The sequence below is a fragment of the Microcoleus sp. B3-A4 genome, assembly GCF_036705385.1.
Taxonomy (GTDB): Bacteria; Cyanobacteriota; Cyanobacteriia; order Cyanobacteriales; family Microcoleaceae; genus Microcoleus.
The window spans coordinates 17,343-40,583 of record NZ_JAUBUI010000028.1 but is presented as its reverse complement, the minus strand read 5'-3'; the positions used below and the strand labels follow the sequence as shown (position 1 = coordinate 40,583).

General features: G+C 46.1%; 21 protein-coding genes. 8 read left to right on the top strand and 13 right to left on the bottom strand.

The genetic code is table 11. The features are described 5' to 3' along the window. Positions 1 to 248: 248 nt before the first annotated feature. Positions 249 to 827, bottom strand: a complete 579-nt coding sequence (locus QUB33_RS13670) for a hypothetical protein (RefSeq protein WP_333351178.1) — start codon at positions 825 to 827, stop codon at positions 249 to 251. Positions 828 to 1,188: 361 nt separating this feature from the next. Between QUB33_RS13670 and QUB33_RS13665 the strand changes: the two genes are divergently transcribed. Together QUB33_RS13665 and QUB33_RS13660 are read left to right on the top strand one after the other, a co-directional pair. Beyond that, the gene (locus QUB33_RS13665; RefSeq protein WP_333138997.1) at positions 1,189 to 1,521 is read left to right on the top strand and encodes a DUF565 domain-containing protein; all 333 of its coding nucleotides are present in this window, start codon (positions 1,189 to 1,191) and stop codon (positions 1,519 to 1,521) included. A gap of 203 nt (positions 1,522 to 1,724) precedes the next feature. Then, positions 1,725 to 2,867 carry a glycerate kinase gene (locus QUB33_RS13660; protein ID WP_333351199.1) on the top strand — a complete coding sequence of 381 codons (1,143 nt, stop codon included), beginning with the start codon at positions 1,725 to 1,727 and terminating at the stop codon, positions 2,865 to 2,867. A gap of 190 nt (positions 2,868 to 3,057) precedes the next feature. Here QUB33_RS13660 and QUB33_RS13655 read toward each other — a convergent pair whose 3' ends face one another. Further along, positions 3,058 to 3,426: a hypothetical protein gene (locus QUB33_RS13655; RefSeq protein ID WP_333351177.1), complete on the bottom strand. Its 369-nt coding sequence runs from the start codon at positions 3,424 to 3,426 to the stop codon at positions 3,058 to 3,060. Positions 3,427 to 3,753: 327 nt separating this feature from the next. Here QUB33_RS13655 and QUB33_RS13650 point away from each other — a divergent pair, with 327 nt between their 5' ends. Beyond that, entirely contained in the window at positions 3,754 to 4,281 is a 528-nt protein-coding gene (locus tag QUB33_RS13650) for an orange carotenoid protein N-terminal domain-containing protein (RefSeq protein ID WP_333351176.1), read from the top strand. 614 nt (positions 4,282 to 4,895) lie between these two features. Here the strand turns inward: QUB33_RS13650 and QUB33_RS13645 are convergent. Further along, positions 4,896 to 6,764, bottom strand: coding sequence for a PAS domain-containing sensor histidine kinase (locus QUB33_RS13645; RefSeq protein ID WP_333351175.1), 1,869 nt, complete (start codon positions 6,762 to 6,764; stop codon positions 4,896 to 4,898). Positions 6,765 to 7,161: 397 nt separating this feature from the next. On the opposite strand from QUB33_RS13645, the gene QUB33_RS13640 reads away from it, so the two are divergent. After that, complete coding sequence (locus QUB33_RS13640) at positions 7,162 to 7,881, top strand: response regulator transcription factor (protein WP_190662814.1); 720 nt, start codon at positions 7,162 to 7,164, stop codon at positions 7,879 to 7,881. Between the two features lie 486 nt (positions 7,882 to 8,367). Then, on the top strand, positions 8,368 to 10,020 hold the full coding sequence (locus QUB33_RS13635; RefSeq protein ID WP_333351174.1) for an alpha-amylase family glycosyl hydrolase: 1,653 nt from the start codon (positions 8,368 to 8,370) through the stop codon (positions 10,018 to 10,020). 108 nt (positions 10,021 to 10,128) lie between these two features. Here QUB33_RS13635 and QUB33_RS13630 read toward each other — a convergent pair whose 3' ends face one another. Both QUB33_RS13630 and QUB33_RS13625 read right to left on the bottom strand, forming a co-directional pair. Then, positions 10,129 to 12,762: an EAL domain-containing protein gene (locus QUB33_RS13630; RefSeq protein WP_445299522.1), complete on the bottom strand. Its 2,634-nt coding sequence runs from the start codon at positions 12,760 to 12,762 to the stop codon at positions 10,129 to 10,131. A 402-nt stretch (positions 12,763 to 13,164) separates the two neighbouring features. After that, entirely contained in the window at positions 13,165 to 13,968 is an 804-nt protein-coding gene (locus tag QUB33_RS13625) for a DUF2267 domain-containing protein (RefSeq protein ID WP_333351172.1), read from the bottom strand. A 539-nt stretch (positions 13,969 to 14,507) separates the two neighbouring features. On the opposite strand from QUB33_RS13625, the gene QUB33_RS13620 reads away from it, so the two are divergent. Then, positions 14,508 to 14,966: a response regulator gene (locus QUB33_RS13620; RefSeq protein ID WP_333351171.1), complete on the top strand. Its 459-nt coding sequence runs from the start codon at positions 14,508 to 14,510 to the stop codon at positions 14,964 to 14,966. Here QUB33_RS13620 and QUB33_RS13615 read toward each other — a convergent pair. From QUB33_RS13615 to QUB33_RS13595, 5 genes are all read right to left on the bottom strand, one after another. Next, positions 14,935 to 15,351, bottom strand: a complete 417-nt coding sequence (locus QUB33_RS13615; RefSeq protein WP_333351170.1) for a DUF2294 domain-containing protein — start codon at positions 15,349 to 15,351, stop codon at positions 14,935 to 14,937. The genes QUB33_RS13620 and QUB33_RS13615 overlap by 32 nt on opposite strands. Before the next feature lie 110 nt (positions 15,352 to 15,461). Beyond that, positions 15,462 to 15,839, bottom strand: a complete 378-nt coding sequence (locus QUB33_RS13610) for a BON domain-containing protein (RefSeq protein WP_333351169.1) — start codon at positions 15,837 to 15,839, stop codon at positions 15,462 to 15,464. Between the two features lie 277 nt (positions 15,840 to 16,116). Continuing rightward, on the bottom strand, positions 16,117 to 16,623 hold the full coding sequence (locus QUB33_RS13605; protein ID WP_333351168.1) for an alpha amylase C-terminal domain-containing protein: 507 nt from the start codon (positions 16,621 to 16,623) through the stop codon (positions 16,117 to 16,119). Positions 16,624 to 16,722: 99 nt separating this feature from the next. Continuing rightward, a complete protein-coding gene (locus tag QUB33_RS13600) occupies positions 16,723 to 17,424 on the bottom strand; it encodes an alpha-amylase family glycosyl hydrolase (RefSeq protein WP_333351167.1) in 702 nt (233 codons plus the stop codon). A gap of 51 nt (positions 17,425 to 17,475) precedes the next feature. Continuing rightward, a complete protein-coding gene (locus QUB33_RS13595) occupies positions 17,476 to 17,781 on the bottom strand; it encodes a glycogen-binding domain-containing protein (protein ID WP_333351166.1) in 306 nt (101 codons plus the stop codon). Positions 17,782 to 18,620: 839 nt separating this feature from the next. On the opposite strand from QUB33_RS13595, the gene QUB33_RS13590 reads away from it, so the two are divergent. Further along, a complete protein-coding gene (locus tag QUB33_RS13590) occupies positions 18,621 to 18,869 on the top strand; it encodes a hypothetical protein (RefSeq protein ID WP_190662808.1) in 249 nt (82 codons plus the stop codon). 162 nt (positions 18,870 to 19,031) lie between these two features. On the opposite strand, the gene QUB33_RS13585 is transcribed toward QUB33_RS13590, so the two are convergent. Together QUB33_RS13585 and QUB33_RS13580 are read right to left on the bottom strand one after the other, a co-directional pair. Then, positions 19,032 to 19,877 (bottom strand): cyanophycinase, encoded by an 846-nt coding sequence (locus QUB33_RS13585; RefSeq protein WP_333351165.1) that lies wholly within the window; start codon positions 19,875 to 19,877, stop codon positions 19,032 to 19,034. Between the two features lie 539 nt (positions 19,878 to 20,416). Next, positions 20,417 to 20,614 (bottom strand): hypothetical protein, encoded by a 198-nt coding sequence (locus QUB33_RS13580; RefSeq protein WP_190662806.1) that lies wholly within the window; start codon positions 20,612 to 20,614, stop codon positions 20,417 to 20,419. A gap of 379 nt (positions 20,615 to 20,993) precedes the next feature. Here QUB33_RS13580 and QUB33_RS13575 point away from each other — a divergent pair, with 379 nt between their 5' ends. Continuing rightward, the gene (locus tag QUB33_RS13575; protein ID WP_333351164.1) at positions 20,994 to 22,904 is read left to right on the top strand and encodes an ATP-binding protein; all 1,911 of its coding nucleotides are present in this window, start codon (positions 20,994 to 20,996) and stop codon (positions 22,902 to 22,904) included. Here the strand turns inward: QUB33_RS13575 and QUB33_RS13570 are convergent. Next, positions 22,864 to 23,226: a hypothetical protein gene (locus QUB33_RS13570; protein WP_333351163.1), complete on the bottom strand. Its 363-nt coding sequence runs from the start codon at positions 23,224 to 23,226 to the stop codon at positions 22,864 to 22,866. The genes QUB33_RS13575 and QUB33_RS13570 overlap by 41 nt on opposite strands. Positions 23,227 to 23,241: the final 15 nt, after the last annotated feature.

Genomic DNA, 23,241 nt, shown 5'->3' with positions numbered 1-23,241 from the left:
CATTCTCGAAACTCCCAAGTCGATCGCATCCGGTTAAACAGAGATGTTGCACCATTCTCAACAAGGCTTTCATGGGCTGGCAGGATGCCCACCCCACAAGAAAATTCACTCTTTGTGGAACAGGCCGGAAAGCCTGTTCTTTATAATGATGCCGCTATGCGAGGTTAACTCACATAGCGGCATCGTTCTCAATAAAACCCTATAAACCGGGTTTCTCGACCAAAATCTCGGCACTTGGAGCTAAGGGTTTAATGCTGCAAAATTAACTGCCATTCTCCGGCTGTGCTGTTCCAAGCCGGCGAGGATGTCTCCCCGGCGACGAAAGGCCCCCAGTAGCGGCGAGAACCATCTTGAGCAAAAACCACCAGAATGTCTCCCCGTTTGACTTGTAAATTGCCCTCGGGCAGCGATAGCATCAGGCCCTTGCCGCCGCCTTCCCCCGGCGCAAAATCCCAGTGCGCGGGCTTGCCATAGGATTCCTTGGCTTGCCGTTTCGACAGCAGGGCCACTCGCACTGGGTGTTCGCTGCGGTTGCTGACGCGCAAAAGGCCGGAGGCTTTAGCATCTAAAGGGATTGAGGAAACCAATTCCTCCTCTGACTCTGGGGGGGTTGGTGTTGAGTCGGGCTTGGACTCGCTGGCGGTGCCTGCAGAAGCTGTCGGGACTGGGGGAACCGGGGGTGTGCGGGGATGTGCGGTGGCTTGTGAGGGCCAATCGCTCGACTGATTTGAACCGTTGGAGATAGTGATTTCAAAACGTCCTAAAAACATTCCTGTAATTAAGACGATCCACACTCCAATTATGATCTGGTAAATTTTAAGATTCATAAATTTTAGGCTTAAAGGATAGGCTGCACCCGCAATTAGTCTTAACTATTTTTAATGTAAAACCCGGGGCTGCTGTGCCAAAAGATACAGTTACACTTTATTACTTGACCGTTCTCGGCTATAAGTCGCCGATCGCTCAATCCCATTTTAGATGTTAAATTTGAGATTTTAGATTGCGACATACTGACTCCGGTAAGGATTTGGAGTTGGTCGGGAGGGGCATTTGTTTACTCATGGGTATAACTTTTAATACCTGTTTAAAAAAAGAATGCCACTATAAGCCAGTTCTCCAAACCCCAGTAGTTATCAGTGATTCCCCATCTCCAATCTCTAATATCTCATCTCAAATGGTATAACTTTTATGCAGAATACCCGAATTAACAGATTGATTGATGTTCTGGGCGATCGCTTCCGAGGCTGGCTGAGCAATCCTTGGCGGCGGATTTCGCTCCTGCTAATTAGCCTGCTGTTCGGCACTTTTTTGGGAACAGCTATTTCGACCATTGCGGGACAATCTGCGGATTGGGATATTATCGCGGCCGGGCTGTTGGTGTTGTTGACCGAGTTGGTGAACTGGCTGGTTTACGGCGGCCCGCGGCCTGCGGCAGGTTCTTTGTGGGTGGAGATGCTCAATGCTCTGAAAATTGGTCTGACTTACAATTTATTTGTCGAGGCTTTCAAACTAGGTTCTTAAAAAATGGTGAAATATTTGTCTGCTGTAGATAGTATTTACATAAACGTGTTCTTAAAAAAATCTTAATTTGAACTAAGGTCGGAATTTTTGAACTCTCCACGACCCGAGTTGGGGCTTGTATCCGTTTTGAGTGGGGTCAAATATTTGTCAATTGCAGATAGGATTTGTACAAAACCCGCTTTGGCATCAAGACTTTTGAGAAGATGGATCGATCGACTGTAACGCCTGTTGAAATTTTACATCGGTGGCAAGCCGGCGATCGCCCCACCGCGCCCGACTTCGAGCACCTGGCTTTTTGGGAACTTGCAGATGATTTGCGAGCGCGCGCTTTTGGCATTACTCCCGACAATGCAGCCGATGTTGTCCGCTGCAAAACCGATTTATTCTTTTCTCTTCTTGACGAACTGCATACTTTCCCGCTAAAGTCAAATGTTTTTCTCGAAACTTTGTGGAATCTTTGGCTGCCGCTGGCAATGCAATTATCGACGGCCAAACAAAGTTTAAACCGTCCTTTAATTCAAGGAATTTTAGGGGGGCAAGGAACGGGAAAAACTACTTTATGCCAAGTTTTGAGGCTGATTCTGGCAAAATTGGGATATTCTACTGTCAGCCTTTCTTTAGACGATCTTTACAAGACTTATGCCGATCGCCAACAACTCCAAAAAGCAGACCCGCGTTTAATTTGGCGCGGCCCCCCCGGCACTCACGATATTGACTTGGGAATCGCAGTTTTAGACAAGTTGCGCGGTTCTCAAACTCGCAATTTAGCAGCAGTTGACCATCCCAAATCTGATGCCATCAAACCGGATATAATTAATAAAAATATAGAAATTCCCAGGTTTGACAAATCCGCCTACGCAGGTGCAGGAGATAGAAGTCAACCCGAAATTATTTCCGGTGCGGATATTGTACTTTTTGAAGGTTGGTTTGTCGGGGTGAATCCGGTGCTTGATGCCAAATTAAACGAGTTTTTGGCGGGTGCACCGTTTCCGATTTCTACAGAAAGCGACTGTCAGTTTGCGCGCGATATGAATGCAAAGCTGCACGACTATCTGCCGCTGTGGAACCGATTAGATCGGTTGATGGTTTTGTATCCCCAAGATTATCGCCTTTCTCAAGTGTGGCGCAATCAGGCGGAACGGGAAATGATGGCGACGGGGAAGTCGGGAATGTCAGAAGCTGAAATTAATCGGTTTGTCGAATATTTCTGGAAAGCGCTGCATCCCGAGTTATTTATTAAGTCGATCGTTGAGGAGGGCGATCGGGTGGATTTAGTAATTGAAATTTTGGGCGATCGCACTGTCGGCAAAATTTGTCGGGCGATCCACTTAAAATTAAGCGATTAGAAAGACTTAAAACTAATGCTTTAAGGACACAACAGTGTTGTGTCCCTACTGTATTGCAGCTTATCGTGCACTCACTTAACAATTCAGGATTTATGCAAAAAGTGATTTGACGCGCGAATTATAGGGGTAAGGCGCGCCATCAGCACCCTACAATACAGAGCTTTTGCATCGAGGATGGAGAATTTCTAAATTAACTGCCAGGAGTCCCAAGATCGATCGCTTTCTGCATCAAATCGTCGGTAACTTCGCCCGGTGTACCTGCAGGCGTAATGTCGTGAGCCATCGAACGAAAATCATTGGGATTGCCGCTTGTATCTGCAGGCTTTGCAATATTATCTGTAGGGGCGGGAATAGGAAATTTAGGTGCAGTTGCAGCGGCGGCAGCTTCGGCGCCGGCACTCGTGCGATCGATGTCACTAACGCTGAATTCTTTTGAAGCTTCGTAGTCTGCTGATACATTAACGGTCGGCAACTTTTGTTCTCCAGCTTCCGCGCTTTCAGTGATCTGCTGAGCGTCAAAGTTTTCAATGTTATTGACTTCTGGATTGATTTCAGACATAGCCGACTCCTTGCTAGTTTTATTTAACAATGCACTGTATCAATTATTACTTGAAGCCCAGGCTTTTTCATCTACCCGCAGATGTATCGTTGGCTTCTATCTTAAGGATGATTTATTCTAGGGTGGTGTGTTAACATTACACCACTTTCTGAAAATAATGCAACTTTAGGCAAGCTCCAAACCCATACATACTCAGCCATTCCCCATTGTTTAATCTCAAATCTCAAATCTCAAATCTCAAATGGTATTACCTCTAGGGGATGGTGACTTGCACTTACAAATCTTGATACTTATATATTCTGGAAACATTTTTAAGGAATTTTATTTATGAACTCACCCGCCGCGACCAATCCTCACTCTCTCTCCAACGAAACTCAAAACATAGTTCAGGCAATCAACGGGTTGGGTACAGATGAAAAACTGGCGCTGCTCTACTTTGTTTATGAAAAAATGGGAGATTCAGTTACACCAGCCGCTCCCGCCGCCGCCGACCCACAATTAGCTCCCATGCTGCTTGATGATTTTTACAAGCTTTCCCATGACCAACAACTGAATATAATGCGCGGTATTGTCAACGGCGACGACACGCCGTATTCTCACGCTTACGGAGCTTTAACTGCTAACAATCAGTTGGTTGTTTGGTATGCTTGGGCTATTGGTATGGGAGAAACAATTGTCGATATCCCCGAAGGATATGAGGCAACTGAGGCTGTCAATGGCGTGTTGGGTCAAATTGAAGGTCTTGAGTTTGAACAGCAAATAACAGTGCTGCGCGACGTAGCTAATACTATGGGCTACACCGATGTTAAACCAATTGCTACTCAGGCCGAAGTAGGGAAAACTTCTAGTCTGTAGATAAAACTCGGCGGTTCAAACCGCAGCAGAGAGTCAAACGCAGCCTGCGGATCGACTGATCTTCGCCTAACGTCCTCCGCAGACTGAAGAATAAAGGAGACATTAAAAGCCGGTTTTCTATGATTAGCGGACATAAATAAACCTCACTGTGTCCGCAGGTTTGTATACTAAATCCGGTTTTAATACTTGCTTTTTTTAGTTGCATGAGTATAGTATGTCAGGGCGAGCGATCGCGAAACAACCGCTCGCCCTGACTATTACACCACTCTTGAGATAAGCAATTTCCTGTAAATATAATACCAGTTTAACAAAGTCTTGCTACAGCACATTTCAACTGAGCGAACTACTTTCACTCCACCCGCCCTATTGGGAACACTTCTCTGATTCAAAGGGAAGAGAGGAGGCAGGATTATTCTGGTTTACCCTCTTAATAAGGGGGGAATTGCGGGGCGTGAATTTGACTTTTGCAAGAACTCTAATCATGAATCTTATACCAATTATTGAAAGTCGAAGCACCCCGCGCCGGACTTAGGTCTGGGCGTTTCCCTACAGATGCTCCCCTATAATCTATATACAGTCCTATTTTTCAGAAGTTCTAAAAAAAAGGTTTTCAGTCAGCCAGTGAGTTTTTTAGGGTAAAGTTTTCGCGGGAATTCCATCCGAAATATCGAACCTTTTTTGGGTTGACTTTCGGCAGTAATTGTACCGTCGAGCATCTTGACTAAAGAAGCACAAAGAGCTAGTCCTAAACCGGTGCCTGGATAGTGGCGAGTTGTGGTTTGGTCGCCTTGGTGGAACTTGTCGAAAATGTGGGGAAGATACTTTTCACAGATGCCGATTCCTGTATCCCGAACGGTTATACTTAGCCGATCGCAATTTAATTGCCGCACCTCAATGTAAATGCTGCCCTCATGCGTGAATTTAACCGCGTTGGAAACGAGATTGACCAAAATTTGCCGCAGGCGCAACTTGTCATTAAGTATAAACTGATCCTGCAAGCAGACGCTGACGGCCATTGCCACGTTCTTATCGGTGGCTTGATTTCCGAATTCCCGGGCGACATCCATTACTAAATGCCCTAAATGAAATTTTTCAATTTTTAATTCTGTGCGACCACTTTCGATTTTGGAGAGGTCGAGGATATCGTTAATTAGCAGTAGCAGGTTTTTGCCGTTATGTAAAATGCGCCCCACCATTTCTGTTTGCTGGGGGGTCAGCAGTTGTTTGTGCTGGCGCAGCAGCAATTGGGAAAAGCCGATAATCGAATTCATGGGAGTTCGCAATTCGTGGGACATAATGCCCAAAAATTGCGATTTTAACTTCGCTGCTTCTAGCAGTTGCAATTTTTGCTGTTGAATGCGTCGCCCCTGATTTTCCAGTTCTTCCTGCTGGCGAATTAGCAGGTCGTTTTGCAAGTCTAAAAGCTGTTCCTGTTTTTTTAATATTTCGATCGCCCGCGCGTTGTTAATCGCGATCGCAGCTTGTTTTCCCATCACCGCCAGCAGTTGCTGAGTATGGGTGTCAATCGCCGTCCTGTCTTTGCCGTTGCCGATGGCCAACACGCCCAAACGCCCGCTTGGCTCAGACTCGATCGCCGCAGCACAAGCCGCCGCCGGCAGCAAGCCGTCGCTCGACTCCGACCGCAACAGTACAGCCTCTCCCGTCGCAAATGCTTTCCACAGCAGCTTGTTTTGCAAGTGCGGGGTTTTGCCCCCAGCAAAGTTTTCCGTACCCCCGACAGCGCTGAGTTTGAGACCGCTGCAATCGCACTCCAGCAGAGCAACTAGGCAATATTCAGCTCCTGCGATCGCCTCTACAGTCGCGTCCGCAATGCCTTGCAACAACTGACCCAAGTTACCAGCGCGCTGGCTCAACAGATTTGTAAACCGCTCGATCGCGTGCAAATCCAGCCCCCTGTCCCTTACCGTCCCGGCTTCACACAACTTTTCTGCTGTGAAATTGGCTTCCGAGGGCGCTTGATGGGGCAAAAATTCTGGTTCTGCTTGGGGTTCGGGTTGAGTTTGTTGGAGCGCGTCCATATCTGTGTAGGTTCCCACCCATTCTAGAACTTCCTGGCTGTCGGGATTAGCGGGCGTTGCTCTCGCCAGATTCCAGCGGTAAGTGCCCTGCCGCGTCCGCAGACGAAATATAATTTCGTAACTTGCTGGCGGGAACTTAGAAGCCTGCGATCTCGCCAACAGACGAGAACGGTCTTCTGGGTGGATCTGCGCCAGATAGCCGAAACCCAAAGCTGCTGCTGCTGGTACCCCCGTATATTCCTCCCAGCCCTGACCTAAATAAGTCACCCACCCGTCGGCATATGCTTTCCAAACTATATAAGGATTTGCCTCCCACAAGCGATCGTCCGGAGTTTGGGAGTCGCAAACTTGCGGTTGGGGGGATGTTATTTCAGATACTTTGTGTAAGATTTCAGAGCCGGAAAACTCCGACTGAAAAGACTTATTGCGGGGATACTGAGTCATAACAGGTTATATAAATAAGCATTGGACTTAAGCCCTAACACCGGCTAAAGACTCGTGCTGCTAGCTTTATTGATTTTGACGAGCCAAGTGCATCAAAATTTTTTATACTTTAAATTTATATGGGTAGTGGTATCTTTACCTCTATCAACGGGCGGACAATGAGATAATTCAGTTAAACTGTTGAAACATTGAGAGCTTACCTGTCCCGATCGGGCTCGTGCAGGCATCGCCGCAAAATAACTTAAAAATTAACTTGCATTGTTGGCGGCTACATGAGTATGCTTAAAAATGATGTGCAGCCTGTAAAACCCTAAATCAGGACACATTCTCAAATTTTCTCAGTTTAGCTGAGTCAGTTGACGATATTTTTAAAGTTTACTGGACTATTGGAAGAAAGATGAGTAAAATTCGCGTTGCTTTGATAGAAGACCACGACCTGACAAGAGTCGGCATCCGCACAGCTCTACAACAGCGTGACACGATAGAAGTTGTCGGGGATGCCGCTAACGCTACTGAGGGATTGAAACTGCTTCAGTCTTCAAAACCTGACGTGGCAATTGTAGATATTGGGCTGCCGGATTTTGATGGCATTGAATTGACACAAAAGTTCAAAAAAACGGTAGCGGAGTCCGATCCGGATACCAAAATTTTGATTCTGACTTTTCAGGACAATGAAGAAGAAGTTTTGGCAGCTTTTGCCGCCGGAGCTGACTCTTACTGCATGAAAGATATTAGCTTCGATCAGTTATTAGATGTAGTAAAAGTAACTCACGAAGGTAACTCTTGGATCGATCCGGCGATCGCCCGCATCGTCCTGAAACAAGCTCGCACTCAAGAGTCCGCGCCGGAAGAACCGAAGGCTGAGGGCAAAAGAGTCACAATTAAGGCTGCCGAACCCGAGTTTAGTCACATCATTGAGACTTACCCTTTAACCGAACGGGAATTAGAGGTTTTGGAACTGATCGTGCAGGGTTACAGCAATGCGGCAATCGCCGAAAAGCTTTACATTACTGTCGGTACAGTCAAGACTCACGTCCGCAATATTTTGAACAAGTTGTGTGCTGATGACCGCACTCAGGCTGCCGTTCTCGCCCTGCGTTCTGGCTTGGTTGGATGAAGCCTGATCGTCAGGCAAAATCAAGTTAAAAGTAGGGTGCGCCCAGCGCACCTTACGGCCACTGATTTAGGGTGTGCAGTGCACACCGACTGACTAATTATTACCAAAAAATTATCGCAGGCAGTGTGCACCAGCCGAGCAATTATTGGTTGTTAAAAAATTGATAAAGTTTAAACCCGCATCTATCCCAGTACAGATATTTTCTTCACTTTTAAAAAAAAGTAAATATACCTTAAGATAGATGCTAAAAAAATAGCATATTACTAATACTTATTGTTGAGCGATCCCCAGTTAGATAAATTTCGCTCCCACTGCCAATATTGCGCGATATCACTTCATAAAAGGCGCAGACCCAGGCCAGATTACGATACTTTTAGGAATAGTTAAGCCTTAAAGAAATTATATCCGCAGAGCGATGCTGAGTTCGCTTAAAGTTGCGAAATTAAAAGTATCAACTACTACTGAAATATTTTAGAAAGAGGTATTATGGCCGCTCCAATTGAATTCAAATTATTTGCTCCCTACAACAAAGGAGCTGCCTTGATTGGCTCTTTTTCTAATTGGGAAGGGATTCCGATGGAAAAGGACGAAGAGGGTTTTTTCCGCACGCGAGTTGAGTTGGAGGATGGCGTTTATCAATACAAATTCCGCGTTCAGTCGAAAAGCTGGTTTGTGGAAGCGGATCAGTGGGTAGATATAGTCGATCCCTACGCGACTGACATCGACGATCCTACTCAAAACGGCCTGGTTCGGATCAAAGACGGCGATCGCATTATCGATACCTACGTCTGGAAACACGACGATAAACCGCTACCGGCCGATCGGGAATTAGTGATTTACGAAATGCACGTTGCTGACTTTTCCGGCGGCGAAGCCGATCCCCTGGCCCGCGGCCAGTACAAGCACGTCGTCGAAAAACTCGATTACCTAGTCGAACTCGGCGTCAACGCGATCGAACTCATGCCCCTCAAAGAATACCCAGGGGACTACAGTTGGGGCTACAACCCCCGCTACTTCTTCGCTGCCGAGTCCAGCTACGGAACCACAGAAGAACTCAAAAACCTGATAGACGAGTGTCACGGGCGCGGCATTCGCGTCATCATCGACGGGATTTACAACCACGCGGAAGCATCGAGCCCCCTCACTCAAATCGATCACGATTATTGGTTTCACCACGAACCCCGCGATGCAGACAACAATTGGGGCCCGGAATTTAACTACGAATTCTACGACGAAAACTTAGGAACTTTCCCCGCACGCAGATTTGCTGGCGATACAGTCCGCTTCTGGATTCAAGAATATCATCTCGACGGCATTCGTTTCGACGCGGCGCGACAAATTGCTAACTACGATTTCATGCACTGGATCGTTCAAGAAGCCAAAAGTGTCGCCGGCCCCAAACCGTTTTACACCGTTGCCGAATACATTCCCGACAATCCCAGCATCACGAATCTAGACGGGCCGATGGACGGCTGCTGGCACGACAGTTTCTATCACTCCCTAATTCCACAACTCTGCGGCGACAATTTTGATTTAGAACGGCTCAAAGAGGTAATCGACTGCAAGCGGCAAGGTTACTTGGGTGCTACGAATGTAGTTAATTATTTGAGCAATCACGACCACGATCGCCTTTTTGCCGAATTGGGTTCGCGCGGCATTTTGGATGAAGCCGCCTTCAAGCGGGCGAAGTTGGGAACTGTACTGTTAATGACAGCAGTTGGCGTGCCGCTGATTTGGATGGGCGAAGAATTTGGCGAATACAAACCCAAAACAATTGAGCAATCTAAAATTGACTGGACGCTGCTAGGAAATGACCTGAATAAAGGTTTGTGGGAATACTACAAAGGCTTGATTCACCTGCGTAAAAATAACCAGGCACTTTACACAGAAAACATCGACTTTTTCCACGAAGACCCCGACTCGAAAGTTTTTGCTTACACTCGCTGGAACGATGAAGGTTCGAGAGTTGTAGTAGTGGCGAATATGTCGGAAAATTATTTAGCAGGTTACAGCGTGCCCCACTTCCCGGCCAACGGAACTTGGCACGAATGGACAGGGAATTATGATATTGAATCGGGCGATGACAATATTATGATTGACTTGCCGGAATACGAAGCGAAAGTGTTTGTTTGGCAGTAATATCATTTCCGGTTACACCGGAATGATGTTGACTGTTGACTGTTGACTGTTGACTGTTCACTGTGAGTCAACAGTCAACAGTCACGGACGGTGAAACTGGAATCGATATTATTTCCCAGATTGATTTTCTAAGCACAATTGGGTTATAGCCGCCGCCGGTATTGGTTTGCTAAAGAAGTAACCCTGACCCATATCGCAGTGATGCGATCGCAAAAACGCCAACTGTTCTGCTGTTTCCACTCCCTCAGCAATCACCTGTAAATTCAGGCCTTGTCCCAAGGCGATCGCCAGTTTCACAATAGTAGCACCGCTGCTGCCGGTCACCAAATCGGCCACGAAAGATTTGTCTATTTTTAAATTATTGAGGGGAAAGTTTTTCAGAGACCACAGCGAAGAATAACCGGTGCCAAAATCGTCCAGAGAAATGTGAATTCCCATGTCCTGCAACTGCTGCAATACCGACACAGTAAAGCTCACATCTGTCATGGCAATGCTCTCGGTAATTTCTATTTCTAAATACTCGGGATTTAACTGGGTTTCCAATAAAATTTCAGCTATGGTTTGTACCGTGTGAGGTTGCAGAAACTGCCGGGCTGATAAATTCACCGCTATCCGCATCGGCGGTAATCCCAGTAACTGCCACGCTCGATTTTGCAAGCAAGCAGTCCGCATCACCCATTCGTCAATTTGGCAGATTAATCCTGTTTCCTCAGCTAAGGGAATAAATCGATCGGGAGAAATCAAACCGCGTTCGGGATGTTCCCAGCGAATCAAAGCTTCCAGGCCCACTATTTTGCCAGTCTTTAAGTTTATTTGCGGCTGATAGTGCAGCACAAACTCAGAATTTTTTAGAGCTTTGTAAAGATGATTTTCTAAGTTAAGATCCTCGGAGACTTTACTGCCGATCGCCTTTGTGTAAAACTTATAATTATTGCGACCTTTCTGTTTAGCTTTGTACATCGCAGCATCAGCATTTTTCAGCAAAGTTTCTGCATCTTCTCCGTCATAAGGAGCCAAAGCAATTCCCAAGCTAGCCTTAATATAAAGTTCCAGACCCTCAAAATCAAAAGGACTGCTTAAACTCTGGATAATTAGCTGGCAAATTTTAGTTGCTTCCTCTGGGCTGTTGATATTGTACAGCAGCACAGTAAATTCATCTCCGCCCCAACGAGCCATCGAATCCCCCACGCGCAAACAGTGAGTCAAACGCCGAGATACACTTTGCAGCAACAAATCGCCCACTGGGTGACCGAGAGTATCGTTAACATTTTTAAATCTATCTAAATCTAGAAAGATTACCGCCAGCATTTCTCCATTTTGGTGAGCGCTAGCTAAAGCTAAAGACAGCCTTTCATTAAAGAGTAATCTATTAGGTAAACCAGTTAATGGATCGTGAGAAGCTTGATGTCGGATCATCGCCTCGACGCGCCTCTGCATTGCAGCCATGTACAGGTGAGTTCCTAAAGATTGTGCTAGCTTCTGTTCTTCGCTAGTCCACTTTTGAGCTTCGCCTGTTTTGATTTCTTTCCAAGCTGCAAAGGACTGTCGGGGGCGATCGTTCCGGGCGTCCGAACTGCAACGGCCCGCCCACAAAATTTCTGTTTCTATAGGGCTGCGAAAAACGGTGAGACAGCCGATGCACTGTTGGCGGTATTGCAGCGGTACTGCCAAAAATGAACGAATGGAAGCTGCGACTAAATTGGCAGATACAGATTTAAGTTGAGGTTCTTTAGAAATATCGGAAATCGCGTACAAGTGCGGTACGAGAAAACTGGGAATATTTGTGTCAATTGAGCTGTAGTGCTGGGAATATAGATTTTCAAAAATACCTACTTGGCTGGTATGATTAGCAGTTTGTGCTCGATCGTCTTCGTTGACCCTCCCCATAATCTGCTGCCAAAACGGGCTGAGTTCAAGGTCGATGTCAGCGGGCTGCTCGCCACAGGTATAAAGCAAAGCGGGCCGATCGCCAAACTCGGCGGCAAGGTAGAGTCGCCCTCCCGAACCATGCAAATGCTTGACAGTTTGTTCGAGAACTGATTTCCGAATTTCGTTGAGTTCCAGAGGAGAATGCAGCAAACTGGTAATTTGGTTGATCACGGCTTCGTCACGCGCTTGCTGTCTAGCTTGACTCAGCAGAAAAGATTGGGCGATCGCAATTGAAAGTTGATCGACAAGCAACTGCACCATTTTCAATTCTCGATCGCTAAACCGTTTCGGTTGGCTGTGGTGAGACACCAACAGCCCCCAAAGCTGATTTTGATGCAAAATCGGCACCGTCAGAGAAGAACGCGCCCCCATAGCCTTCAGATATTGAGCGTGACAGGGGTCTACAGGACTATAGCTAATATCTTCAACTGCTAAAGTTTTGCCGGTTTCGGGACAATCTAACCGATTAATTGTTTGATGCTTCAATTCCACATCTACAATCACTCGCTGGCGCGCTTTGAGAAACATTTCCCGAGCACTCTGGGGAATGTCGCCTGCTGGAAAGCGCAAACCCAGCATAGATGGCAACTTGTGGCCGTTGATGGACTCAGCAATCACCTCACCGCTACCGTCGGTCTCAAAGCGATAAACTTTTACTCGATCGCTATCTAAAAAGCTGCGGATTTCTCGGGCAGTTGTCGTCAAAATCTCTTGGAGTTCTAAAGAGTTGCGGATGCGATTAGTAATTCGATTGAGTAAAATCTCTTGTTGTAAAGTCGATCGTGACATTTGTCTAGCTTTGGTGCGGGTCATGCCTTTTGATCTCCCGGGCTGTTGACAGCATTTTTGCGAGCCACCGTCTTAAGTTGCCCTGTATTATACATTACAACACTTTGCCTCTGTCTAGGGGCTTGACCCAACCCAAGATCGCCAAACTCGGTTTCTGGGGATATTTTTGGTTTTTAGACAAATTGGGGTGATAAACCGGGTTTTTCACAGCACTTACAAGGCAAGAAAAGAGCGATCTGACAATGAGTGAGGACTCAAGTCCGATCGAGTTCGATCGGGACTCAAGTCCTCACTACAAAGCAGTTGCAGAGCTACCAGACAAAAGGTATAGAGAAACCGGGTTGACCAAACAGTATTCTGCCCTCGGCAGGGAGAATACTGGTTGGTCAACCCGGCTGGTAAGTATTTATACCTTAAAAGGTCTTGTTAAGCCGACTCCCACATTTCCCGAATTCTGTCCGGCAAAAAGCCAGCTATTTCCTGAATTCGCTCCTCGGACAGCTCATCCTTCGTTGCCGAAAATACAGCCGCGATCGCAGTTTCCGGTTTTACTCCCGAAGGAAGTGAGCCTTCTAGTTCCACCCTCCGTGCAAACAAATTGCCATCGATCCCCGCAGGTGCAGGCGGGCCGGTCAAAGGCTGACGTATCCGGCTGAGCAATCCCACCAGCGGATTGGTATCTTTCCAGAGGTCTGCTATTTCTTGTTGCAGGGTTTTGTCATCCGTAGGCAAAACTTCTTTGTGCAATTCAGATTCCACGTGTTCGATGGCATCTTTTGTCATCACATCGCGCATGACCCGGTACACTACTTCGGTAATGTCGCGGGCATCAAAAATATCCTCCAAGTGACCGTTTACCAACACTTTTTCCAAAAACGGCATATCCTTTGAAGCGATAGGAACTGCCGATCCTTCGTGGTGGAGCGAGGTCGGAGGATTCGTCTCCATTTTGTGTAACAGTTTGCGGCCTTTTTCTGTTAACTCGGCTTCTTGAAATGCCACTAAAGGCGGCAATAACTCAGTTCCTCCATAAGGCTCGCCACTAAACTCCGCTTTGATAAATTCTCTTTGGTTGAGGTAGTCCAAATGACCGAGCAATTCCGCTTCTGCCACCGGGTGACCGACATATTCTTCCGCTGCATTCCTAATTTCCGACTCTCCCCTGCCGTTGCCGCTGCCAATCTTTTTGAGCAAAATGTAAGTCAGGTCGTCTCTGATTGGAATTGTCATTAAAACCTCCTAGGTTAATATCCGGTAAAGCTCATGTAAAAACTAAATTTTTTTACTGGCTTAAATTGTGATTTACTACTTAAAAACATTGAAGTCTAAAGTAGAGTAATCAAGTATCTCTCAGCAGGTGGAAGTTAGAAAACTTAAGTGTCCGCTATAATCTTCCTTTAGATAGATCCGTCTAGGGGAACCCATGTCTAATGTGGTTAATATCCTAAAAAGCTGTCGCCAGTATGAAATGCTATTAAGCGAGGATGCTTTATTGGTAAGATTTTTCGTAGTTATTGCGTACTTTTACCAAGGCTGACGCCAAGAGCGCCTCTGTTGGTAATTGGCGCTAGAAGAGGTAGAATAAGCAGATGCTATGGGGTTAATCCACTGCGGTCGTTTTGCCGGCACCTTGTAGCGATATTGTATCGGCTTAGACCAAAAACTGGTCTTCGGAGAGCTACAAATACGAGCCAATCTGTTTCAAGTGCCACAGCGCCACTTGAAGAATGCCTCGGGGGCAAATTTTTTGATCGTTTCGTTCGGCATTTATGAACTACCCTCACTGGAACAATAAATTGGAATCCTCGTTTGTAAATAGCGGTCAACCGGCGCTAGACCAGCGTCCCTTAGTGTTGGCTGTAGACGACAATCACGACAACTTAGAGCTGCTGACACAAATACTCGATTTATGCGGCTGCGAGTGCATGGGAGCCGTTGACGGGTATGCAGCTATTTCAGCAGCAGTCGATCGACCTCCCGACCTAATCGTACTCGACATTTGCTTGCCGGATATAGACGGTATGGAAGTAGTAAGGCGCGTCCAAGAAAACCCCGAACTCAGACATATTCCGGTTGTTGCTGTCACAGCACTAGCAAAACCAGAAGACCGGGCTCGAATTCTCGAATCCGGCTGCGTGGACTACCTTTCCAAACCTTTTAACATCAAAGATTTAGAAAGAATTATCCGCCAGCACGTCAACTCTCAAATGCTTTTGGTTGAGTTGTAGATTTATAATTAGAATCACGAACTTGAGGTGCAGAGGCCAAAATTGCGATCGTTCCAGTGCGGCCAGTTTCCAAGGTCGCACCCCGGAGCAAATCAATGACTCCCACGCCCAAAACCTTTTGGATTAACTCTTTTAGTGGCAATTCCAGAAGTGATTCTAATTGTGTCCGCACCTGCAACGCCAAATCTTGCTGGCCGTTCTGAGCCAGCAGTTTTTCGGGTTGAGTAAGCCCATTTTCGACAACTATTATCAATTTGTTATCCCAAAGATTGCAGAGCGTCTGACTCGTTGAGTGTCCGAGTTGAGAGCGGTACAAAGCTTGAATTCCCTGCGAAAGAGTCCGTTCTAATTTCCCGCGAGTAGGTTCTAAGGTTTCCCCTGTCATATTTTTTAGTTAAACCATAATAGATAAAAAAGACTGTTAGCAGTTAACAGTTAACAGTTCACTGCTAACTGCTAACTGCTAACAGCTAACTATTAGAAATAACCGTCGCGTTAGCCGACAGAAACTTGATCGGTTTCCACCCCAGTTGCACCCTTAACACCTTTAGCAATTGTCACCAACCGGCTGACAATTTCCTGACTGGGAACTGTACCTTTGAGAACCACCGTAGTGCCATGTTGAGCCACATAAACAGTCTCAATATCCGCAACATCTGGATTTGCATCGAAAGCCTGAGCCACCCGTTTAGCTAAACCGCTTTGATCGTATTCTCCATTCAATCCCATGCGTTCCGGCGGGATTGTTTGAGCGCTCCCACCAGACTGAGCTTGAGCTTGAGCTTCAGCTACAGGTGCTTGGTAAGCAGGAGCGTCAACAGTTTCTTGATTTTCAAGTTTTTCTAAACCAAACAATCTTTTTAACCAACCCATAGAGTTTGTCCTCCGACAAAGTTTGTGTTAATTGACGTGTTAATTGACGTGTTAATTCACGTTTGGCAAGTCGCCCTGTAATTGTTATTGTCAATACCAGGAATTACGATCGCACTCTTGGATGCAGAAACCGAGTTTTTTTACAAAAAAGTATCGTTACAGCAATCCACCTAGGTAGAAAAACCCGGTTTGTTGAGTTTGGTGCGCCCGTTCTAAATACAATTTACTGTTGTACAACTACGCCGATCATCTGCCTGCAGACATAATTCTCCCACTCTCAAACAAATACTTGAGCTGACCATTCCGGCAAATCAAACTTAAACCCTTCTTCCCCAACTTCTACTATTTTGTTATACATCCACTCGTGCCAAGTTTCGGCAGCCGGAAACTTAGGAATGCTGTTACCAGATAGATAAGTATCCGAAAAATTAGCGACAACTACTGCTCGCGTTCCCTCATCGCTCCAGCGGCAGTAAGCCAGCACTTTTGCTTCGGCATTTTCGTGGATAAATTCAATATTTTCGGTATAAAGTGCCGGAACTTTTTCCCTCAGCCGAATCACCTGTTTGTAGTATTCCAACAACTCATGATTTGGCTGATTTTTCAACAAAGACCATTGCAGTTTATTCGGCTGGTTGGGAGTTTGCCGAGCGGATTGTCCAAACTCTTGGGCTATCCACAGCATCGGTATTCCTACTGCTGTGACTAACAAAACTGCTCCCAATTTAGCGCGTTTCAAAGCAGCTTCTGGGTCGAGAGTCCGAAAGCTTTCTTCCGCCAGCAAGTGCGATCGGTCGATCGGTCGTGACTGGCTAAATAATGGATAACATTAGTTACCTTTTGATAGCCTTGTTGTTTGGGTTCTAGAACTTCCTTGAGTTTTTCAATATCGAAAGTATCCCCCGCGAGATTTTCTATGGCAAAAATGCGAAAAATTTCGTGCCAGCACCCATCTATCGGCCCGTCTGCAGCGACGAGTTTGGGAAGTTCGAGAATGTGTTCTGCTAGGTTGTAAAATGGCTTTTTGTCGGCGGTTTTTTTCGCTTCGCGAGTTATCCAGTGCAGGAAATCTCGATTGTCGAACTATCGCACTGCATCTCCGGCGAATGCCGTCAATATGATATTCTTGAATCCAGAAATTAACGACATCGCCGATGAATTTCCAAGCAGGACGAATGCCGAGTTTTGGGTCGAAGTTTTCGTAGTTAAACTCCGATCCCCAGTAGTTAGCGGGATCTTCGGGATAGTGTTTGTCGCGGTAGTACCAATAATTGCGATCGATTAGCAATAAGGGACATTCTTCATCGCAGTGATTGTAAATCCCGTCCAGAATCACCCGAATGCCCCGTCCGTGGCACTCGTCAATCAATTGCTTCAAATCAGCAGTTTCGCCGTAGCTGGACTCTACGGCAAAGAAATCGCGGACTTTGTAGCCCCAGCTATAATCGCCCGGATATTCATTAACTGGCATTAGTTCGATCGCATTTATCCCCAAACCCCACAGATAATCTAATTTCTCCCTCACCTGCTGGAATTTACCGCCACTTTCGGAACCATCCAGCCCGGAAAAATCAGCAACGTGCATTTCGTAAACGACTAATTCTTCATTATTGGGGAGTTCTTTGTTGTCGTGCTGCTAAAAATAGGTATCAATAATTCTCGCGCCTGCTTTGATGCGAACTGTACTTGTATCAGTAGTGCGGTCAATTTCAGTCGCGTAGGGGTCATTGACTTCTACCCATTCGTCCGGTTCAAAACATGGACTTTGCGACTGAACTCGGAATTTGTATTGATAAATACCGTCTTCTAACTTAATGTTAGTGCGGAAATAACCTTTGTCATCTTTTTCTAAGGGAATTTCTGCCCATTGGGAAAAGGAGCCTCGCAGTGTAGCTGCTTTGTTGTTGGGAGCGAAGAGTTTGAATTCAATTGCAGCGGTCATGAATACCTGGTTTGCAGAACTTAGAAGCGTGATTAGTAGTGATTTTTACAATTTGGTAAACCTGTGGCCATCGTTCTTAAGAGTTAAACCTGTAACTCTTACGTTGTAAGGTACTTGGGGGCGCAGCCGCAGGATTTAGTAGTGCGAACCCTAGCGATTGAGTAAGGTGCGCCCCTAGGCATCCTAAACCTGCTTTTAATCAAAAATGTAGTTAAAGTAACTAAAAATTATTAAGTGCTGTTTATGAAAAATAGTTCGGACTCTTTTGAGTTTGCAGTCTGAAACCCTAGATTTTCCGTTGGTAGCGAACTTGCCTTAGAGCCTTGAACCCTTATTCTACGGTTGGCTATCCAAAATTGTCCGAAGTATTGTATGAAAAGTAATTTAACTTTTGATAACTAAATAAATCGTGGTGAATATTTAAGATTTGTAACTAAAGAAACATTTTTTAGCGGACAGGAATAATACCGTAGAAAGAGGTCATTTTATGCGGGAACAGAGAGGATGAGCTTGTAATTATAAGGCAAGGGAAACCAGAAACATGAATCCTATATTCAACTGGGTTTTCCTGCGACTTTAAGCCAAGTTTGAGCCGAGAATAGCAATGATTATTTTTGCTTATGTCTTGGCAACACTTGTTTTATAGTTTTTGACTGGTAAACTTTGTAGAACCAAAATCAGCTTTAACGACTGCTGCTACCTCAGTAATTGGTAATTGGTGAAAATCTCATTCGTCCCTGTTACCCGTTAGATATTCCGAGCAGTGGCTCTAAGGCTCTAAAAGTTTAATGTGGGATGTTGGCGAATTACCGTTACTGTAAAACTCTGGAGTGTTAAATATGCTAAAACAAATGTGTTGGTTGCCCAGACTCGGAGGCAATGGAGAAAAGATATTGCACTTGCGTACCGATGCCCGTCAGGCGTGGCGGCCTTATACAGCTTTTCCGCAGTTCGCTGTATCCGACTACCGGGAACCGGGCGGTTCTAAGGGATGGGCAACATTTCAGAAGCTGAGAGTTCAAGGGTGGAATTTAATATCGACTGAAGAAGGGCAGCAGTCGATTTTTGGCGAACAGAAAAGTGCTTAAAAAGCCCGAAACCCCAGCAATAAAAAGAAGAGGTCAAATCCTCTTCTTTTTATTGGTTTTGGACGCAGAAACTGGCTTTTTAACCATCCTACTTCGTTGCAGCGGTAAGGGGTGGACTGCACACCCTACATACTTTTGAGACGTTTGCCAGTTGCAAGTAAATTAGGCGAGCTCCCTTTGTCTCTCTGCTGTTGTTGCTGCGCTATCAAACACCGGCTGGCGAGTTTTCAAGTTAAACCGATATCCGTGGGGGAGGATGTGCAATTTGGCCCCGCAAATCGCTAAACCCTCATCCTTCAAACGTCCCTCAATATTGTCGTGGAGTTTTTCCGACTCGTCGATGACAGTTACAGCGCTTTCGCCAATGACTTCCAACTCGTCACCGTGGACTAAAATAGCTGTATTTTCGTCAATACCAAATCCCAACACAGCCGGTTGCAGCAACAGTGCTGTAACTAAGCGTCCCAGACGACCTCGTTGGGCGAAATGCTGGTCGATGACAACATTGGGAAGGAAACCCATTCCCGGGCCCATTGCTACCACATCAACGCGGGGATTTGTCTCCGAGTCTCCTTCAATAATCATCATGTCTGGCATCATCGCCGCGCCGGCACTGGTGCCGCCAATAATAATCCCTTCAGAGTAGCGTTTGTGCATAGCTGCGTCGAGTTGGGTGTCTTTCAAGCAGCTAATAATCCGCGCTTGATCTCCGCCGGTAAAGAATATGCCCGTGGCTTGTTCGATCGCTTCTAAATATTCTGGATCGCTGGCATCTTCGGGTCTTTGAGTGTCAATAACTCGCACATCTTCAGCGCCAAGTCGCTCAAACACTCGGATGTAATTATCTCCTACTTCTCCCGGTAAGCTTGTTGCAGCGGTCATTACTACAATGCGGGCTTTAGTGCCTCCGGCGCAGCGCAAGAATTCCCGCAAAATTTTGCAGTCCCCCTCTTTGTCTTCCGCGCCACCAATAATTAGCAACTTCCCCTGAACTTCGTTGCTCGCCATATTATCTCCACTTTTAATTTATTAAGTTTCACTAAAACACAAAATTCCTTTTTCCCAAAACTGCCCAAAGGTATATATAGATACCAAAAACATCTCAGACTTCTACCCCTCCAGGACGTACACAGCTCAAGCGTTATAGTGGTTTTTTAGTCTTGCTCCGGGCTGTAACGATGGTTTGTAAACAGTCCTGGAGGCACTAGACTAAAGAAACCGGGAATAAGAACGAGAATTCTACGTTTGAACGGAAAAACTTAACTCAGAAACCCCGGTTTTTGAGAAAGCTTTTGCGTTTGCGACTGGTAAAAAAAACCGGTTTCTGCGTCTAGGACTATCTACTTAACTCATCCTCGACGATCGCCACAAAAAACTTACCCCCCCTAACAGGAGATAGGAGGGGTCAAAAAATGAGCTTAAATTACAAGGCCGACGCGCGGGGGGTGATCGATCCGGTTTCTGACCAGATTCTTCGCTAATCCTCCTCTGATTGCTCGTAGAAATCAGATTGAGCGGCGTCAGTCCTCAATTAGTCCGATCGCCCGTTAGTGCGATCGCTCGATCAAATTGCTCAATATGGTGCTCGCCCGTTCTAAAGGTAGGTGTCTGGGTTTGCCGTTCCAGACAATCTGATATTCGTTGCTGTTTTGACCGTCGCCGTAGCCAGAAATTAGCTTCCTGTGAAATGCTTCCTCAGCTAATTCATGAACTTTCTCCCTGAGAGCAGTTTGTGCGATATTCATAATTTGCTGTTTCTTAAATTTTCTTTCACAGTCATAAACAATTATAAGTGGGGAGTGTACCTCTCTAAAGTTATAGGTTTTTCCTGAACGGGGAAGGAAGCAGTCATTAGTTATAAGTGCTTAGTTATCAATGCTTAGTCATGAATGCTCAGTCTGATGTTGAAGAAAAAAGGAATATTTTCCCACTCTCCCCCTCTCCCATCTCCCCCACTGCCCCACTGCCCCACTGCCCCACTCCCCACTCTCGCAATAACGCTGAAGGCAGAATGGGCCGGAGTAGTTGTGTCAACTGAGCAGTGCGATATCTATGCCTGCAGGTAGTATCCCCTGCACCGAGTATAAAGTTACTGTTAAAAATTAGCTAAAAGGAGGTTAGAAAATGCTGCAAGAAAAAAGCACCGAAACAGCCCGCGTCAATGCTCGAAAAACAGATGTTTTTGATGTTTTCAACTTCAAACACTATATGGGGCCAAACCCTTATTTAGACACAGCAGCTTTAGTTTTCGATTTAGCGTTGACGGGCGCGAGCGAACCTTTGCCGGTCGCACATTACCAGGAAATTATTGGCGATCGCTACCCGCAACTCCTGCACGAAACTTTCTCGAACCACGCCCAACTCTTCGGCCGTACCGCCTCAGAAGTAGCCAAACTCGACATGGGTTTGCACTTCCAAAACTGGAACATCCAGCCGTTTTCTCAGTTTAACAGAATTAGCATAGAAGCACTTCACGCCCGCAGCGCCAGAGCCGTAGTTTACGCAGTTTGGGATTGGTTTGAAGCCATCAATCAAAATCAAGACTTTCCCTTGGAAGCACAAATGGGCACGCTGCAAAATATGTTCCGGCAGTCTGTTTACGGAGGCCCGACAGTTTATTCGTTAATGCGAGCGGCATCTCAAAAAGACATTCCCGTATTTTATTTGTGGGATGAAGGATTGATGCAATACGGTTACGGCAAAAAACTGGTGCGCGGCTCTGCAACTACTTTTGATTCTGACAGCCATTTAGACTCAGATTTTACCACGCGCAAAGACGATTGTAAAGCTTTTCTCGCTACATTAGGATTTCCTGTTCCCAAAGGCGATATCGTCTCCACAGAAAGCGGAGCTCTGGCAGTTGCTAGAGACATTGGCTATCCAGTTGCTGTCAAACCAGTAGTCGGTCATAAAGGAATTGGCGTCACAGCAGATATCCGAGATGGTGAGGAATTGCAAGCCGCTTTTAAAAGAGCAGTTAAGGCCATTCCCGAAACAGAACCGGTGCGAGTAATTGTGGAAAACAGCATCAAAGGATCGGATTTTAGGCTGTTGTGCGTTGACGGCAAATTTGTTTCGGCCACTGAACGCCGGCCCGCTTGGGTAACAGGTGATGGCGACTCAACAGTTCGCGAATTGATCCGCCGCGAAAACCGCAAACCAGAACGTTTGGATACGCCAACTTCGGCCCTGAGCAAAATTCAGTCCGACGAAGCGATGGAAATGTATCTGGCAGAACAAGGGCTGTCATTAGATAGTGTCCTAGAGCGCGATCGCGTTGTGTCTCTACGCAAAGTGGCCAATCTTTCCGCAGGCGGCGTCAGCATCGACGCTACCCACAGTATTCACCCGGATAACATTGTTTTAGCGCAAGATATCGCCCTACATTTTCGGTTAACTTGTTTGGGGGTTGATGTGGTAACAGAAACTCTCGCCAAATCTTGGAAAACCGGCAATTTTGGGATTCTCGAAATCAATGCCGCGCCTGGAATTTTTATGCACCTCAACCCGGCTGTCGGAGAAGGGGTTGATGTGCCGTCGCATATTGTCGAAACTTTCTTTGACTCGGGAAAATCCGCCCGAATTCCGATTATTACTTTCAACCGAATTTCGGTGCACGACCTGCAAGAAACAATCGACCACATTCTTTTGCAGCATCCCGATTGGACGATCGGTGCTGTTTGCCGCGGGGGACTTTTTGTTAACCGTTCTGAAAAAGTTTTGCATAAGAATTACAATCTTAACGTGCAAAGTTTGCTGCGGAATCCCAAGCTCGATTTGTTAATTGCTGAATATCCCGGAAATATTTTGGAAGCTGAGGGAATGTTTTATAGGGGGAGCAATATGGTGGTGCTGGACAATCCGGAAGAAACTGAGATGATGTTGAGCCGAGAAAGCACCGATCACGATACTGTTGTGGTGAGGGAAGGAAATACTATTTCTATTCGCCGCCAAGGGTTGATCGAACAGTATACTCTGGGAGATGATGAACCGTTTACACGGGTTTATTTGAAGGAAATAGGGACTGTTTTGTAAGCTGTTCCACATTTAAGTTGGCTTTGTGGGGCGGGTATTGAGTACCCGCCCCAGCAGATAAAGGCTTTTTCTCGTTCTCGGGTGCTTCCGGGGAAGTAACTTGGGGTTCGCCCAGATTTGAACTCGCTTCGTTACACTTAGTTACAATTGGTGGCAATCCCTCAGTCGTGGATGCAGTATTCGTAAAAAGCCGCTTTCTTCCCCACTTTCTCGTTACCACACCAATATTTTCGTAGAAAGTGGGTTTCTCAGGGTAAGTCCTATTCCTGCGATCGTAAGTTTTTAGACAATCTGGTTTCTGCGCTGTCGATCGTGCTATCAAGGAATTTCACAAGTC

Bases quoted from the DNA above. Each gene is read 5' to 3' on its own strand.
- QUB33_RS13670 (WP_333351178.1), bottom strand. From the start codon at position 827: ATGAATCTTAAAATTTACCAGATCATAATTGGAGTGTGGATCGTCTTA.
- QUB33_RS13665 (WP_333138997.1), top strand. From the start codon at position 1,189: ATGCAGAATACCCGAATTAACAGATTGATTGATGTTCTGGGCGATCGC.
- QUB33_RS13660 (WP_333351199.1), top strand. From the start codon at position 1,725: ATGGATCGATCGACTGTAACGCCTGTTGAAATTTTACATCGGTGGCAA.
- QUB33_RS13655 (WP_333351177.1), bottom strand. From the start codon at position 3,426: ATGTCTGAAATCAATCCAGAAGTCAATAACATTGAAAACTTTGACGCT.
- QUB33_RS13650 (WP_333351176.1), top strand. From the start codon at position 3,754: ATGAACTCACCCGCCGCGACCAATCCTCACTCTCTCTCCAACGAAACT.
- QUB33_RS13645 (WP_333351175.1), bottom strand. From the start codon at position 6,764: ATGACTCAGTATCCCCGCAATAAGTCTTTTCAGTCGGAGTTTTCCGGC.
- QUB33_RS13640 (WP_190662814.1), top strand. From the start codon at position 7,162: ATGAGTAAAATTCGCGTTGCTTTGATAGAAGACCACGACCTGACAAGA.
- QUB33_RS13635 (WP_333351174.1), top strand. From the start codon at position 8,368: ATGGCCGCTCCAATTGAATTCAAATTATTTGCTCCCTACAACAAAGGA.
- QUB33_RS13630 (WP_445299522.1), bottom strand. From the start codon at position 12,762: ATGACCCGCACCAAAGCTAGACAAATGTCACGATCGACTTTACAACAA.
- QUB33_RS13625 (WP_333351172.1), bottom strand. From the start codon at position 13,968: ATGACAATTCCAATCAGAGACGACCTGACTTACATTTTGCTCAAAAAG.
- QUB33_RS13620 (WP_333351171.1), top strand. From the start codon at position 14,508: ATGAACTACCCTCACTGGAACAATAAATTGGAATCCTCGTTTGTAAAT.
- QUB33_RS13615 (WP_333351170.1), bottom strand. From the start codon at position 15,351: ATGACAGGGGAAACCTTAGAACCTACTCGCGGGAAATTAGAACGGACT.
- QUB33_RS13610 (WP_333351169.1), bottom strand. From the start codon at position 15,839: ATGGGTTGGTTAAAAAGATTGTTTGGTTTAGAAAAACTTGAAAATCAA.
- QUB33_RS13600 (WP_333351167.1), bottom strand. From the start codon at position 17,424: ATGCACGTTGCTGATTTTTCCGGGCTGGATGGTTCCGAAAGTGGCGGT.
- QUB33_RS13595 (WP_333351166.1), bottom strand. From the start codon at position 17,781: ATGACCGCTGCAATTGAATTCAAACTCTTCGCTCCCAACAACAAAGCA.
- QUB33_RS13590 (WP_190662808.1), top strand. From the start codon at position 18,621: ATGCTAAAACAAATGTGTTGGTTGCCCAGACTCGGAGGCAATGGAGAA.
- QUB33_RS13585 (WP_333351165.1), bottom strand. From the start codon at position 19,877: ATGGCGAGCAACGAAGTTCAGGGGAAGTTGCTAATTATTGGTGGCGCG.
- QUB33_RS13580 (WP_190662806.1), bottom strand. From the start codon at position 20,614: ATGAATATCGCACAAACTGCTCTCAGGGAGAAAGTTCATGAATTAGCT.
- QUB33_RS13575 (WP_333351164.1), top strand. From the start codon at position 20,994: ATGCTGCAAGAAAAAAGCACCGAAACAGCCCGCGTCAATGCTCGAAAA.